This window comes from Sporolactobacillus sp. KGMB 08714 (genome assembly GCF_036598985.1).
Lineage (GTDB): Bacteria > Bacillota > Bacilli > Bacillales > Sporolactobacillaceae > Sporolactobacillus.
In genome coordinates this window covers 14,063-28,138 of sequence record NZ_JAUUBW010000024.1, presented here as the reverse complement: position 1 = coordinate 28,138, position 14,076 = coordinate 14,063, and the positions used below count along the sequence as shown (strand labels likewise).

14 protein-coding genes and 1 other annotated feature are annotated in these 14,076 nt (G+C 49.6%); all 14 genes read right to left on the bottom strand.

Annotated elements, in window-relative coordinates; all coding sequences use genetic code 11:
- Nucleotides 1-14: 14 nt before the first annotated feature.
- Entirely contained in the window at nt 15-428 is a 414-nt protein-coding gene (rpsL, locus tag Q6A92_RS11930; protein WP_274401847.1) for a 30S ribosomal protein S12, read from the bottom strand.
- A 100-nt stretch (nt 429-528) separates the two neighbouring features.
- A complete protein-coding gene (locus tag Q6A92_RS11925; protein WP_274401846.1) occupies nt 529-780 on the bottom strand; it encodes a 50S ribosomal protein L7ae-like protein in 252 nt (83 codons plus the stop codon).
- A gap of 87 nt (nt 781-867) precedes the next feature.
- Nucleotides 868-4,494, bottom strand: coding sequence for a DNA-directed RNA polymerase subunit beta' (rpoC, locus tag Q6A92_RS11920; protein WP_274401845.1), 3,627 nt, complete (start codon nt 4,492-4,494; stop codon nt 868-870).
- A 96-nt stretch (nt 4,495-4,590) separates the two neighbouring features.
- Nucleotides 4,591-8,112 carry a DNA-directed RNA polymerase subunit beta gene (gene rpoB, locus Q6A92_RS11915; RefSeq protein ID WP_274401843.1) on the bottom strand — a complete coding sequence of 1,174 codons (3,522 nt, stop codon included), beginning with the start codon at nt 8,110-8,112 and terminating at the stop codon, nt 4,591-4,593.
- A gap of 172 nt (nt 8,113-8,284) precedes the next feature.
- Nucleotides 8,285-8,881, bottom strand: coding sequence for a class I SAM-dependent methyltransferase (locus tag Q6A92_RS11910; RefSeq protein WP_332238271.1), 597 nt, complete (start codon nt 8,879-8,881; stop codon nt 8,285-8,287).
- Between the two features lie 142 nt (nt 8,882-9,023).
- The gene (rplL, locus tag Q6A92_RS11905; RefSeq protein WP_274401840.1) at nt 9,024-9,389 is read right to left on the bottom strand and encodes a 50S ribosomal protein L7/L12; all 366 of its coding nucleotides are present in this window, start codon (nt 9,387-9,389) and stop codon (nt 9,024-9,026) included.
- 75 nt (nt 9,390-9,464) lie between these two features.
- Nucleotides 9,465-9,962 (bottom strand): 50S ribosomal protein L10, encoded by a 498-nt coding sequence (gene rplJ, locus Q6A92_RS11900; protein WP_274401839.1) that lies wholly within the window; start codon nt 9,960-9,962, stop codon nt 9,465-9,467.
- Nucleotides 9,963-10,028: 66 nt separating this feature from the next.
- Nucleotides 10,029-10,176 (bottom strand) — a sequence feature (ribosomal protein L10 leader region).
- A gap of 72 nt (nt 10,177-10,248) precedes the next feature.
- Nucleotides 10,249-10,941 carry a 50S ribosomal protein L1 gene (gene rplA / locus Q6A92_RS11895; protein WP_332238270.1) on the bottom strand — a complete coding sequence of 231 codons (693 nt, stop codon included), beginning with the start codon at nt 10,939-10,941 and terminating at the stop codon, nt 10,249-10,251.
- Between the two features lie 97 nt (nt 10,942-11,038).
- A complete protein-coding gene (gene rplK / locus Q6A92_RS11890; RefSeq protein WP_188804676.1) occupies nt 11,039-11,464 on the bottom strand; it encodes a 50S ribosomal protein L11 in 426 nt (141 codons plus the stop codon).
- Nucleotides 11,465-11,656: 192 nt separating this feature from the next.
- A complete protein-coding gene (gene nusG / locus Q6A92_RS11885) occupies nt 11,657-12,193 on the bottom strand; it encodes a transcription termination/antitermination protein NusG (RefSeq protein WP_274401835.1) in 537 nt (178 codons plus the stop codon).
- Between the two features lie 51 nt (nt 12,194-12,244).
- Nucleotides 12,245-12,442: a preprotein translocase subunit SecE gene (gene secE / locus Q6A92_RS11880; RefSeq protein ID WP_274401834.1), complete on the bottom strand. Its 198-nt coding sequence runs from the start codon at nt 12,440-12,442 to the stop codon at nt 12,245-12,247.
- 26 nt (nt 12,443-12,468) lie between these two features.
- Nucleotides 12,469-12,618: a 50S ribosomal protein L33 gene (rpmG, locus tag Q6A92_RS11875; protein ID WP_274401832.1), complete on the bottom strand. Its 150-nt coding sequence runs from the start codon at nt 12,616-12,618 to the stop codon at nt 12,469-12,471.
- Between the two features lie 217 nt (nt 12,619-12,835).
- Nucleotides 12,836-13,486, bottom strand: a complete 651-nt coding sequence (gene sigH / locus Q6A92_RS11870) for an RNA polymerase sporulation sigma factor SigH (protein ID WP_274401831.1) — start codon at nt 13,484-13,486, stop codon at nt 12,836-12,838.
- A gap of 74 nt (nt 13,487-13,560) precedes the next feature.
- Complete coding sequence (locus tag Q6A92_RS11865; RefSeq protein ID WP_274401829.1) at nt 13,561-14,073, bottom strand: NYN domain-containing protein; 513 nt, start codon at nt 14,071-14,073, stop codon at nt 13,561-13,563.
- Between the last annotated feature and the right edge of the window lie 3 nt (nt 14,074-14,076).

Below are 14,076 nucleotides of genomic sequence, written 5' to 3'. Positions count from 1 at the left end.
TTCGGTTTAATGGATTATTCTTTAGGTTTCTTGGCGCCGTACTTTGAACGGCCCTGTTTCCGATCAACAACGCTGGCCGTATCTAGCGCGCCGCGGATGATATGATAACGCACACCAGGAAGATCCTTGACACGTCCGCCGCGAATCAGAACAACACTGTGTTCCTGAAGATTGTGCCCGATTCCGGGGATGTACGCATTCACTTCGATGTTGTTCGACAGACGGACACGCGCGTATTTACGCAGGGCAGAGTTAGGTTTCTTAGGGGTCAGTGTGCCGACACGTGTGCACACGCCTCTTTTCTGCGGAGCAAAATCATTTGTCAGCGATTTTTTGAAACTGTTGTATCCCCTGTTCAGCGCAGGCGATGTTGACTTTTTAATTTTGGACTTTCGTCCCTGACGAATTAATTGATTGATTGTAGGCATTTACCTGTTCCTCCTTTCAAATTTCTAAACCCACTGATCCAGGCGGTTCCTTTTTCGCGCAAAAAAGTGTTTTTGCAAAAGATCTCCCTTTGCAAAAACATTATCTTTTTATTGCAACGGCCGATGCCCCGACCTCAATGCCGCAGGCCTGGCCAAGCTTCTTCATAGAGTCCACCGTAGAAACCGGAACATCTAATTCTTCCGCAAGTGTCAGCACTTTATTGGTTATCCGAAGATCGGCATCTTTAGCAATGACAACCTCTTTGACCCGGTTTTCCTTCATTGCCTTTAACGCCTGCTTCGTACCAATAATGATTCCGTTTTCTGCTTGTGCCACTTTATCATAAGACATCGCAGCATCCTCCCAAGCAACCAGTGTTCACGAACACTCAGCTATAATAGCACCAGGCGTTCACGATTGTCAACACTTTGTTTAGCCTTAACCTTCCTGATTGATCAGTTCTTCGTCCCGCGTGCCGCTTTCGGTATTTGATCCCTCTTTGTCCTCAGTCTCGACAACGATATTCCGGTACTTCGGCATTCCTGTCCCGGCAGGAATCAATTTGCCGATAATGACGTTCTCTTTCAGACCAACCAATTCGTCCACCTTGCCTTTGATCGCCGCATCGGTCAGCACACGCGTCGTTTCCTGGAACGAAGCTGCAGACAGGAACGAATCCGTTTCGAGTGCGGCTTTCGTAATGCCGAGCAGCACCGGATGGCCGGTGGCCGGAATCTTGCGGTGAAGCAGTACGTCACGATTGTCTTCTTTAAATCGATGGATGTCAACAAGTGCTCCCGGAAGAACCGAAGTATCTCCGCCCTCGACGACGCGAATTTTCCGCATCATCTGGCGCACCATCACTTCAACGTGCTTGTCGCCGATTTCCACGCCCTGCATCCGGTATACTTTCTGTACTTCACGCAGCAGATAGTTCTGCACGCCTTGCAATCCGACGACATGAAGCAGCTCTTTCGGATCGATCGAACCTTCTGTCAGCGGTTCTCCGGCTTTAATCTCAGAACCCTCCATTACTTTCATGCGCGCGCCCAGAGAAACCGTATAACGCCTTGTTTCAAGGTCGCCTTTAACGGTTACCTCCCGCTTATCCTTCAATTCACTGATCGCAGTCACGATGCCGTTGATTTCTGATATGACAGCCTGCCCTTTCGGATTCCGTGCTTCAAACAATTCCTGGATACGCGGGAGCCCTTGAGTGATGTCGTCGCCGGCCACGCCGCCTGTATGGAATGTACGCATCGTCAGCTGTGTGCCCGGTTCGCCGATGGACTGTGCGGCAATAATGCCGACGGCTTCGCCGACTTCCACTTCAGAACCGGTGGCCAGATTGCGGCCGTAGCACTTCTTGCAGACACCGTGCCTCGTCTCGCAGGTAAAGACGGTTCGGATTTCAACTTCCTCAATGCCGGCATCAACAATTCGCGTCGCTTTATCTTCGTTGATCAGCTCGTCCTTCTTAACAAGCAATTCGCCGGTTTCCGGATGGTAAACCGACTGATTGGCCGTACGGCCGACCAGGCGATCGTACAGACTCTCAATTTCTTCACTGCCCTCGCGGATAGCACGAACCGTCAGGCCGCGATCTGTCCCGCAATCCTCTTCTCTGACAATAACGTCCTGAGCAACATCGACCAGGCGACGGGTGAGATAACCTGAGTTCGCAGTTTTCAGAGCCGTGTCGGCCAATCCCTTCCGGGCGCCGTGTGTTGAGATAAAGTATTCCAGAACCGTCAGTCCTTCACGGAAACTCGAAATAATTGGCAGTTCAATAATTCGGCCGGACGGATCCGCCATCAGCCCGCGCATCCCCGCAAGCTGTGTAAAGTTCGACGCATTACCGCGGGCCCCGGAGTCGCTCATCATGAAAATCGGATTGGTTTTTGCAAGAGAATCCATCAGTTTGGACTGAATGGTATCCTTGGCATCGCTCCAGATGCCGACAACCCGTTCATAACGTTCGTCCTCCGTAATCAGGCCCCGGCGGAACTGCTTCGTCACCTTCTGAACGTCCTCTTCCGCCTTATCGAGGATTTCCTTTTTCTCAGGAAGCACGATTACGTCGGAAACGCCGACGGTAATGCCTGCCTTTGTCGAGTACTGGAAGCCCAGGGCCTTCAGCCGGTCGAGAAACTTGGAAGTCTCTGTGACTTTGTAGCGTTTAAAAACTTCGGCAATGATGTGTCCGAGATAGCCCTTCTTGAACGGAGAAATTTCTTCGCGTCCGGCAATCTCTTTCGCTATATCCGTACCCATCGGCACAAAATATTTATCCGGTGTGGCAACCTGAAGATTATGATCCGTCGGCTCGTTAATATACGGAAATGACGGAGGCAGGATGCGATTGAAAATCAGCTTGCCCACGGTCGTCAACAGATACTGTTTATTCTGCTCTTCGGTAAAGGTTTGATTATGAACGGACAAAGCCGGAATGGCAATCCGCGAATGCAAATGAACAAAACCGTTATGATAAGCCAGCATAACTTCGTTCGCATCTTTAAATACTTTCCCTTCGCCGACGGCGCCCTTTCTTTCGAGTGTCAGATAATAGTTGCCGAGCACCATATCCTGGGACGGCGTAACAATCGGTTTGCCGTCTTTCGGATTCAGGATGTTCTGGGCGCCCAGCATCAGCAGGCGCGCCTCAGCCTGAGCCTCAGTCGAAAGCGGAACGTGAACGGCCATCTGGTCGCCGTCGAAGTCGGCGTTGTACGCTGTACACACAAGCGGATGCAGCCGGATGGCGCGCCCTTCGACGATTTTCGGTTCAAAAGCCTGAATGCCCAGCCGGTGCAGCGTCGGCGCCCGGTTCAGAAGAACCGGATGCTCCTTGATCACATCTTCCAGAACACCCCAAACATCCGGATGAACTTTTTCAACTTTCCGTTTTGCACTTTTAATGTTGTTGGCAATCCCGCGGCCGACCAATTCTTTCATGACGAAAGGTTTGAACAGCTCAAGAGCCATTTCCTTCGGGAGCCCGCATTGATACATCTGCAGGCTCGGCCCTACGGCTATAACGGAACGGCCCGAATAATCCACGCGCTTGCCCAGCAGGTTCTGACGGAAACGGCCCTGTTTTCCCTTCAGCATATGGGAAAGAGACTTGAGCGGACGATTGCCGGGGCCCGTGACAGGGCGGCCGCGGCGGCCGTTATCGATCAGAGAATCGACCGCTTCCTGAAGCATGCGTTTTTCATTCTGGACAATAATGCTCGGCGCCCCGAGATCAAGCAGCCTTTTCAGACGGTTGTTCCGGTTGATGACGCGGCGGTAAAGATCGTTCAGGTCGGAAGTAGCAAAGCGGCCGCCGTCCAGCTGAACCATCGGACGCAGTTCGGGAGGGATGACCGGAAGAACGTCGAGCACCATCCAGGACGGCTCGTTCCCCGATTCGCGGAATGCCTCAATGACTTCGAGACGTTTCACGGCCCTTGTCCTGCGCTGCCCCTGAACGTTTTTCAGTTCTTCCTGCAGCGAATTCGATTCTTTGTCCAAATCGACGTCCTGCAGCAGTTTTTTGATGGATTCGGCACCCATTCCCGCCTTAAAAGCATTGCCGTATTTTTCTCTGTAGCTGCGGTATTCTTTTTCGGAAAGAAGCTGCTTCTTCTCCAGCGGCGTATCGCCCGGTTCGGTCACAACATAAGATGCAAAGTAAATCACTTCTTCCAAAGCTCTCGGAGACATGTCGAGCAAAAGTCCCATCCGGCTCGGAATTCCTTTAAAATACCAAATATGAGACACCGGGGCCGCCAGCTCGATATGGCCCATTCTTTCCCGGCGGACTTTTGCCCTTGTTACTTCGACGCCGCAGCGGTCGCAAACAACGCCTTTGTATCTGACTCGTTTATATTTTCCGCAGTGGCATTCCCAATCTTTGGTCGGTCCGAAAATACGTTCACAGAACAGCCCGTCTTTTTCCGGTTTAAGAGTCCTGTAGTTTATCGTTTCCGGTTTTTTGACTTCGCCGTGTGACCATGACCGGATTTTGTCCGGCGATGCTAAACCAATTTTCATGAATTCAAATTTATTAACATCCAGCAAAGGGGCAACCTCCCTTTATTTTCAGTGTTTTGGCAATCCTGCCACCGAGTTGTTTGACCAAGCTGTTGTTTTGCCGGAAGAGGCTGATTCCGAATTTCAGACCTGCACGTTCAGGTTGTCATCCAGTGTTTCTTCCTCGTCTTCAAGTTCCTTGATGACAATTTCCGAATGGTCGGCCGCCAGAACTTTGACGTCCATGCCGAGACTTTGCAGTTCTTTAATCAAAACTTTAAACGATTCCGGTACACCCGGTTCCGGAACATTTTCACCCTTGACAATGGATTCATAGGTTTTCACACGTCCGACGACATCGTCAGACTTGACCGTCAGAATTTCCTGCAGTGTGTGCGCGGCACCATAGGCTTCAAGGGCCCACACTTCCATTTCGCCAAATCGCTGGCCGCCGAATTGCGCCTTGCCTCCCAGCGGCTGCTGGGTGACGAGCGAGTACGGTCCGGTGGAACGGGCATGCAGTTTGTCATCCACCATGTGAGCCAGCTTGATCATGTACATCACACCCACAGATACACGATTGTCAAAGGGTTCACCCGTCCGGCCGTCGTAAAGGACGGTTTTTCCGTCTTTTGAAAGACCGGCTTCTTCCAATGTATCCCAGACATCTTCTTCTCTGGCTCCGTCAAAGACCGGCGTCGCCACATGAATGCCCAGTTCGCGTGCGGCCATGCCGAGATGAAGTTCAAGCACCTGGCCGATATTCATTCGGGAAGGCACGCCGAGCGGATTCAGCATGATATCAAGCGGTCGGCCGTTCGGCAGAAACGGCATATCCTCTTCAGGCAGAATTTTGGAAATGACACCTTTATTGCCATGGCGTCCGGCCATTTTGTCGCCTTCATGGATTTTCCTTTTTTGAACAATATAGACACGCACGAGTTCATTGACGCCCGGCGGAAGCTCGTCGCCCGCTTCGCGGGTGAATATTTTAACGTCGTGAACAATTCCGCCGCCTCCGTGCGGCACTTTCAGCGAAGTATCACGCACTTCGCGCGCCTTTTCGCCGAAAATTGCGTGAAGAAGGCGTTCCTCTGCCGTCAGCTCCGTGACGCCTTTCGGTGTAACCTTGCCGACAAGAATATCACCGTCGCGGACTTCGGCACCGATACGGATAATGCCCCGATCGTCAAGATTTTTCAAAGCGTCTTCGCCGACATTCGGAATATCGCGGGTGATATCTTCCGGACCGAGCTTCGTATCGCGTGCGTCCGATTCGTATTCCTCGATATGGATCGACGTATAAACGTCGTCTTTGACAAGTTTTTCACTCATGATCACGGCATCTTCATAGTTATAGCCGTTCCACGTCATGAAGCCGACCAGTACATTGCGTCCGAGTGCGAGTTCGCCGTGGTCCATCGAAGGGCCGTCGGCGATAATTTCTCCCTTCTCGACAATCATTCCCCTTTTGACAATCGGTTTCTGATTGTAGCACATGCCCTGATTGGAACGCTCGAATTTCGACAGTTTATAAGCGACCACATCGCCTTCCGTCTCCCGGCCGTCGACTGTCTCAAGCGTACGGACCTTAATCTGATGTGCAGAAACATACTCAACGCGGCCGTGATACTTTGAACGGATCGCAGCACCCGAATCGCGGGCCGACACATACTCCATACCCGTTCCGACGATCGGCGCCTCAGGCTGCAGAAGCGGAACTGCCTGACGCTGCATGTTCGCACCCATCAGCGCACGGTTGGAGTCGTCATTGGCAAGGAACGGGATACATGCGGAGGCCACCGAAACGACCTGCTTCGGAGAAACATCCATATAATCGACACGGTCCCTGTGGACGACGAGATTTTCACTGCGGAAACGCGCCAGTATATGATCATTTTTAAATGAACCGTCATCATTCAGTTCGGCGTTCGCCTGAGCAACGACGTAATTATCCTCTTCGTCCGCCGTCAGATAATCAATGTGCTCCGTTACTTTGCCCGTTTCGGGATCAACCCGGCGATAAGGGGTTTCAATGAAGCCGTATTTATTAACACGCGCATAGCTGGACAGCGAGTTGATCAGGCCGATGTTCGGGCCTTCAGGGGTCTCAATCGGGCACATACGGCCGTAATGCGAGTAGTGCACGTCACGCACTTCCATGCCGGCGCGTTCTCTCGTCAAGCCGCCGGGTCCAAGTGCGGAAAGGCGCCGCTTGTGTGTCAGCTCCGCCAGGGGATTGGTCTGATCCATAAATTGTGAAAGCTGCGAGCTTCCGAAAAATTCCTTGATTGAAGCAATAACAGGCCGGATATTGATCAAAGCCTGAGGTGTGATGCTGTTGGTGTCCTGAATCGACATCCGTTCACGGATCACGCGTTCCATCCGCGACAGGCCGATACGGAACTGATTCTGCAGCAGCTCGCCTACCGATCTGAGCCGGCGATTTCCGAGATGATCAATATCATCCGTATCGCCGATGCCGTGAAGCAGATTAAAGAAATAGTTGATCGACGACAGAATATCCGCAGGAGTGATATGTTTGATAGACTTGTCGATACCGCAGTTGCCCATCACCTTAACCACTTTGCCTCTGTCTTCATCAAGCGGCGAATAGACGCTGATTGTCTGTACCCTGACTGTCTGGCCGGCAATGACGCCTTCGTGAGGCGTATATTCCACAAAGCCCAGCTTTTTTTCAATGGTCGGCAGAAGCCGGTCAAGAGTCCGCCGGTCGAGCAGTGTCCCCTCATTGGCGACAATCTCTCCCGTTTCCGGATCCACCAGTTTTTCAGCCAGCCGCTGGTTAAAGATTCTATTCTTGATGTTCAGCTTTTTGTTCATTTTATAACGGCCGACGTTGGCCAGATCATAACGTTTCGGGTCGAAAAAGCGGGCCTCAAGCAGACTTTTCGCATTTTCCACGGTCGGCGGCTCGCCGGGACGAAGCCGTTCGTAAATCTCGACAAGCGCCTTATCCGTGCTGTCCGTGTTATCTTTTTCCAGAGTGTTTCTGAGGTATTCATCATCGCCCAGCAGATCAATAATCTCCTGATCCGTGCCGAACCCCAGGGAACGCAAAAGGACCGTCACAGGTACTTTTCTCGTGCGGTCTATTCTTACATAGGCCACGTCTTTCGCGTCGGTCTCATATTCAAGCCAGGCACCTCGGTTTGGAATAACAGTCGCTCCAAAACCTTTTTTGCCGTTTTTATCAAATTTTTCATTGAAGTAAACGCTTGGGGAACGCACCAGTTGTGAAACGATGACCCGTTCCGCACCATTGATAATAAACGTTCCTGCCTCTGTCATCAGAGGAAAATCCCCCATGAATACTTCCTGTTCCTTAACTTCACCCGTCTCTTTATTAATCAGCCGAACTTTGACGCGCAGCGGTGCAGCATAAGTCACATCGCGGGATTTTGCTTCATCGACCGAATATTTGGGCTCTCCCAAACTGTAGTCGACAAATTCCAGAATAAGATTTCCGGTGAAATCTTCCACCGGGGAAATATCCTGAAACATTTCCCGAATGCCTTCATCAAGGAACCATTGATAGGAGGCGGTTTGAATCTCAATGAGATTAGGGAGTTCCAGTACTTCTTTAATCCGAGCGTAGCTCCTGCGTTGGCGGTGGCGTCCGTATTGTACGAGTTGACCTGTCAACTATTTCACCCCTCAAATCAAGCATATTGAAAAAATCGGCAAACCAAACATCTGAGCTAGCTTACCGCAGTTCAAAAATTATTTGATTAGTTTTCCCCCAGTGAGGGAATTTTATACCTAGAACTACACCGATGTTAGCATTAAATCATAATATCATAGTCACATTTCAAAGTCAATCTTTTTTTGCGCAAAAAACAAAATAACCCTTCTTTTTCACGACCACATCAACTGTCCCGAAGATCGACTGAAGTGCCTTAAGTGCCGAAGGAGCCCCCTGCTTCTTTTGAATGACCGTCCATAATTCTCCTTTGCTCTCCAGGAAATCATAACCTTCGGAAAAAATCCGATAAACTATTTTTTTCCCGGCGCGAATCGGCGGATTCGTGACAATCGCAGCAAATCGTCCGTCGATCTGCTCAAATAAATGACTCCGGCACACCTTTGCCCGCACCCGGTTGACCCGGACATTTTCTTCGGCAAGCTCGGCCGCCCGCTCATTTATATCGGCCATCATTACCGGGCGTTCCGGAAATGATTTTGAAAGCGCAATCCCGATCGGCCCGTAGCCGCAGCCCATATCCAGAATTTTTCCGGGTATGACGGGCTCCCTGAAGGCTTCGATTAATAGTTCGGAACCGAAATCGACGCCTTTTTTTGAAAACACCCCGGCATCTGTAACAAAAGTAAACGCCTGACTTCTCAATTGTACCGTCACGGTCCGGCGATGGCTCGCCGCCTGGGGGTGCTGTGAATAGTAGTGTTCGCCCATAGATAACTCACCTTAAAAAGAATAGTAAAAGATACCCGAACGAAGCGGCATGTTCTCTCCGTACAAACGGCTATCTTTTTTAATCATTCACATATTTAAAGTAAAATAAAAAGCCCGCGCAAGCGCGGGCCTGATTTCGAACTTATTTCAGTTCTACCTTTGCGCCAACTTCTTCAAGTTTGCCTTTGATTTCTTCGGCTTCTTCTTTAGCAGCGCCTTCTTTGACAGCCTTAGGTGCACCGTCAACCAGTGCTTTTGCATCTTTCAGGCCGAGGCCCGTGATTTCACGGACAACTTTGATAACTTTGATTTTCTGTTGACCGACTTCGGCCAGAACAACGTCGAATTCCGTTTTTTCTTCTTCTGCCGCAGCACCTGCACCGCCGGCCGGCGCAGCAACCTGGGCGGCAGCAGTCACACCAAATTCGTCTTCAATTGCTTTTACAAGGTCGTTCAGTTCAAGAACGGACATTTCTTTAATCGCGCCGATGATATCTTCTTTAGTCATTGAAAATAATCCTCCTCAAAATTTTGTTATTATCTACGTAAACCCTTATTTTCCGGAACCGGTCAGACCGACGGTTCAAGCTTCCTTCTGTTCGGCAACTGCCTTGACCCCGATCGCCAATTTGCGGATCGGCGCCTGAAGGACATTGGCCAGCATCGACAGAAGGCCTTCCCTTGAAGGAAGCTCCGCAAGTGCTTTGATCTCATCAAGCGACGTCGCTTTGCCTTCAATTACGCCCGCTTTGATTTCCAGTGCTTCGTGATCTTTCGAAAAATTGTAAAGCACCTTTGCCGGAGCAATGACGTCATCTTTGCTGAACGAGATCGCCGTCGGCCCCTTAAGCGCGCTGTCGAGAGAGCTCAGATCTGCCTGCGCGGCCGCCCTGCGTGCGAAGGTATTCTTGTATACCTTGTAATCCACGTTTGCTTCGCGAAGCTGTTTCCGAAGTTCCGTGACTTCTGCGACGGAAAGTCCGCGATAATTCACAACAATCGTCGCAACACTTTCTTTTAATTTCCCGGCGATTTCATCAACAATCTGTTTCTTCGCCTCAAGTATTTTTTCATTGCTCATTATTCCCGTTGCACCTCCCTGTTGCTTTTTTTCCGCATTCAGAAGTTTTGTTTCTCCGCTAAAGAAAGGCCTATCAAAAAACCCTCAAGCCGGGTGACAAGAGGGTACGCATCTATCCAACACAAAATTGTTATCAAGAATTTGCAAACCTCGGCCGGGAAAAATTAAGCATTGAAAATGCCCCTGCTGTCTACGGTAATTAATATTTGATTTAATTTTAACAAACAGTAGTCATTATATTGAGTTTCAGTCCTGCTGTCAAGCTTGTCAAGAACGTCTCACACGCTTATCTGGCAAAAGCAGTCGAAACCTCGACACCGGGTCCCATCGTTGACGAGATCGCAATGTGCTTCAGGTAGGTTCCCTTGGCGGCAGCCGGTTTCGCCTTAATCAGCGTTTCAATCAGGACATTGAAATTTTCAACCAGCCTGCCGGCCTCAAAAGAAACCTTGCCGATCGGAACATGAACGTTCCCGTCTTTTTGGGCACGGTACTCTACTTTACCGGCTTTGATTTCCTTGACCGCCTTTTCAACATCAAAAGTGACTGTACCGGTTTTCGGGTTTGGCATCAAGCCCTTCGGACCGAGCACCCGGCCGAGACGGCCGACCTGAGCCATCATATCGGGAGTCGCAACAACGACATCGAAATCAAACCAGCCGCCGTTGATTTTTTCAACGTATTCCTGTTCGCCGACATAATCCGCTCCTGCCGCTTCCGCTTCTTTGGCTTTTTCGCCCTTGGCAAAGACGAGCACGCGCTGCGTCTTCCCTGTACCGTTCGGCAGCACAACCGCGCCGCGGACCTGCTGATCATTCTTTCTTGTGTCCACGCCGAGCCGGACAGCTACGTCCACCGATTCATCAAAGCCGGCCGAAGCGATTTTTTTCACCAGACCGACGGCTTCTTCAATATCGTAAGCTTTGGAACGATCAACTGCTTTTGCGGCTTCAAGATATTTCTTTCCTTTTTTGGCCATTGAAATTCCTCCTTTGTGGTCATAACGGTTTGTATTGGACCTCCCACCGATCTAAAAAACACTTCAGCGGCCTTTATGCCTCTTTGTGCGCGGACAATCAGTCTTCTACGACAATGCCCATGCTGCGCGCCGTTCCTTCAACCATCCGCATCGCCGCTTCAACGTCGGCCGCATTCAGATCAGGCATTTTCAGTTCGGCGATTGCACGGACTTTGTCGCGCTTGATGGTCGCGACCTTTTTCGTATTCGGCGTACCCGAGCCGGACTCAATGCCCGTTTCTTTTTTCAGAAGAACGGCCGCAGGCGGCGTCTTCGTAATAAATGTAAACGAGCGGTCCTCGAATACGGTAATTTCAACCGGAATGATCAGACCCGCCTGGTCGGATGTACGTGCATTGAACTCCTTGCAAAAGCCCATAATGTTAACGCCCGCCTGGCCCAGTGCCGGACCCACCGGCGGAGCCGGATTTGCTTTGCCTGCCGGAATCTGCAGTTTTACTAATTTAACTACTTTTTTTGCCATGAGAGCACCTCCCTGCAACAATTTGTGGTACGGGACATTCCCTCCCACACTTTCTCATAAGCCTCTATGACACTTTTCAATCTTTCTATCCTGCGATGGTGAGATCGTTTTAAATCATACAAACATCAAGATTATACATTTGTCGGCGCTAAAATGCAAGATCGGAGAAAATATCCAGTCTCCCGGCAGTCGTCAGTCGATTTTTTTCACTTGATCGAAGTCCAGTTCAACCGGCGTTTCCCGTCCGAACATATTGACATGGACCTTCAGCTTGCTTTTTTCGCGGTCAATGCTTTCGACACTGCCGATAAAATCTGCAAATGGTCCTTCCTTAACCTTCACTTGTTCCTTAAGTTCGAAGCTTACATCTGCGACATGTTCTTTAAGACCCATCTGCTTCAGAATCGCATCTACTTCTTCCGGGAGGAGAGGGATCGGCTTAGAGCCCGCACCCGTTGAACCGACAAAGCCCGTTACACCCGGAGTATTGCGGACCACATACCACGAATCATCCGTCATGATCATCTCCGTCAGCACATAACCGGGGAAGACCTTTCTCATGGCCGTTTTTTTCTGCCCGTTTTTTATTTCCGTTTCTTCTTCCACAGGGACAAGAATCCGGAATATTTTATCGGCCATGCCCATCGATTCAACTCTTTTTTCCAGGTTTGTCTTGACTTTGTTTTCGTAGCCCGAGTATGTGTGAATGACATACCAGTTCTTTTCCATAACTTTCTTCCTCCAAATTATTGGTCCGTCAAACAACGATACGGCGAACAGTCATCGATTTGTGATCAGGTGCATCAATTGCGAAATGCCTAAATCTACAAGAACGAAGAAAATAGCTAAAAAAACGACGGTAATAACAACAGTGACTGTATATTTCAAAAGTTCATTGCGTGTCGGCCAGCTTATTTTCCTCGTTTCGGTGATGATGCTGCGAAAAAATTTCCCGATCCCTTTGTTGATGCCTGACATCCTCTGCAATACCTCCGTCTAAAAGTCTACTTCGTTTCCCGGTGCAATGTGTACGCTTTGCAGGTCTTGCAATACTTATTCAGTTCAGCCCGATCCCTGTCATTGTCCGCTTTTTTCGTCATTGTATAGTTTCTTGAATTGCAGACCGAGCAGGCAAGAACGATCTTTTTTCTCAAGACACACACCTGATTCCGCTGCTAAATAAGGCCGGGCAGGTTTCCCGCCCTTTTCGATTATTCTCTCTCTCTATTTATTTACGCATTTGCTTTACATTAAAAAGAAAGGCATCTAACAGCCTTTCTGATCAACGAATCTATACCGTCTCGAGTATAGCGTATAGCCTGGCCTCTGTCAACGAAACATACAAAGCCGCATACTCTGACGCCGGGGATATTATAAGCTCAGCCCCCTTATTTGCATGCAGTGCTCCAGTTTTCTCTTCACCCGTTGAAGCGCATTATCAATCGATTTCACATGGCGTTTCAAATCGGCGGATATTTCCTGATAGGAACGCCCGTCAAGATACTGGCTCAATACTTTGCGTTCCAGATCGCTTAAGATCCGTGAGAGTTTTTCCTCTATATTGTCGTACTCCTCCCGGCTGATCAGCAATTCTTCCGGGTCGCTTGACTGAGTTTCACAGACGACATCGAGCAGCGTACGATCCGATTCCTCATCGTAGATCGGTTTATCAAGCGAAACATAAGAATTCAAGGGGATGTGTTTCTGCCGCGTCGCTGTCTTGACCGCCGTAATCATCTGCCGGGTGATGCAAAGCTCCGCAAACGCTTTAAATGAAGCCGGCTTGTCCCCTCTGTAATCACGGATCGCCTTAAAAAGACCGATCATTCCTTCCTGAATAATATCCTCACGTTCGGCACCCACAAGGAAATAGGCCTTCGCCTTTGCACGCACAAAATTTTTATATTTAAAAATGAGATACTCCAAGGCTTCTCCGCTGCCATCATGAACTACTTTCAGTACTTTTTCATCATCAAGTGAACGAAACACTGCCATATCAGCCCTAACCGGATCGTAACTCATTTTTATCCCTCCGAGCTCATGATGCCTTTAGTAAAAACATTATACAGTAATAAAATTCCAATCGTCAAGAAAATTCAAAAACCTCTTCTCATCTTTTCCAGCTTCGCCCGTGTCTCTTCATCAATTTGGATGACCGATCGCTTGCCCGGCAGCCGTTCATTATTCATCGTCGCCTTTCCGATCTGACGGTCAATTTTTCGGATGTCTTCAATCAGTTCCCTGGACGGTTTTCGGAGAGCGCCCTGGGAAAACACCGCCCATTGTTCCGCCATATCCGAGGTCGCGACATGTATACGCGTCTTTACGTTCTGCAGCTTTTTGATCAGACCTTCTATTTTCTGATCCGCCTTTTCGCTTTTTTTGGTATAGATCACTTCGACCGTCGACTTCTTCGTTTTCGTCTCCTGGCCGGGGATCAGATAGGCATCAAAGATAATGATCACGCGACAGCCTGTAACTGCCTGATATTCTGCCATTTTATTGATCAGCAGATCCCTCGCGCTTTCGAAATCCCTCTCCCGCAATTCCTTCAGTTCGTTCCATGCACCGATCACATTATAGCCGTCGACAATCAGAATCTCGTTCATTGT

Excerpts from the sequence above, each read along its gene's own strand:
- Q6A92_RS11865 (WP_274401829.1), bottom strand. The coding sequence starts at position 14,073 with ATGAACGAGATTCTGATTGTCGACGGCTATAATGTGATCGGTGCATGG.
- rplK (WP_188804676.1), bottom strand. The coding sequence starts at position 11,464 with ATGGCAAAAAAAGTAGTTAAATTAGTAAAACTGCAGATTCCGGCAGGC.
- sigH (WP_274401831.1), bottom strand. The coding sequence starts at position 13,486 with ATGAGTTACGATCCGGTTAGGGCTGATATGGCAGTGTTTCGTTCACTT.
- rpsL (WP_274401847.1), bottom strand. The coding sequence starts at position 428 with ATGCCTACAATCAATCAATTAATTCGTCAGGGACGAAAGTCCAAAATT.
- rplJ (WP_274401839.1), bottom strand. The coding sequence starts at position 9,962 with ATGAGCAATGAAAAAATACTTGAGGCGAAGAAACAGATTGTTGATGAA.
- rplA (WP_332238270.1), bottom strand. The coding sequence starts at position 10,941 with ATGGCCAAAAAAGGAAAGAAATATCTTGAAGCCGCAAAAGCAGTTGAT.
- rplL (WP_274401840.1), bottom strand. The coding sequence starts at position 9,389 with ATGACTAAAGAAGATATCATCGGCGCGATTAAAGAAATGTCCGTTCTT.
- Q6A92_RS11925 (WP_274401846.1), bottom strand. The coding sequence starts at position 780 with ATGTCTTATGATAAAGTGGCACAAGCAGAAAACGGAATCATTATTGGT.
- nusG (WP_274401835.1), bottom strand. The coding sequence starts at position 12,193 with ATGGAAAAGAACTGGTATGTCATTCACACATACTCGGGCTACGAAAAC.
- secE (WP_274401834.1), bottom strand. The coding sequence starts at position 12,442 with ATGTCAGGCATCAACAAAGGGATCGGGAAATTTTTTCGCAGCATCATC.
- Q6A92_RS11910 (WP_332238271.1), bottom strand. The coding sequence starts at position 8,881 with ATGGGCGAACACTACTATTCACAGCACCCCCAGGCGGCGAGCCATCGC.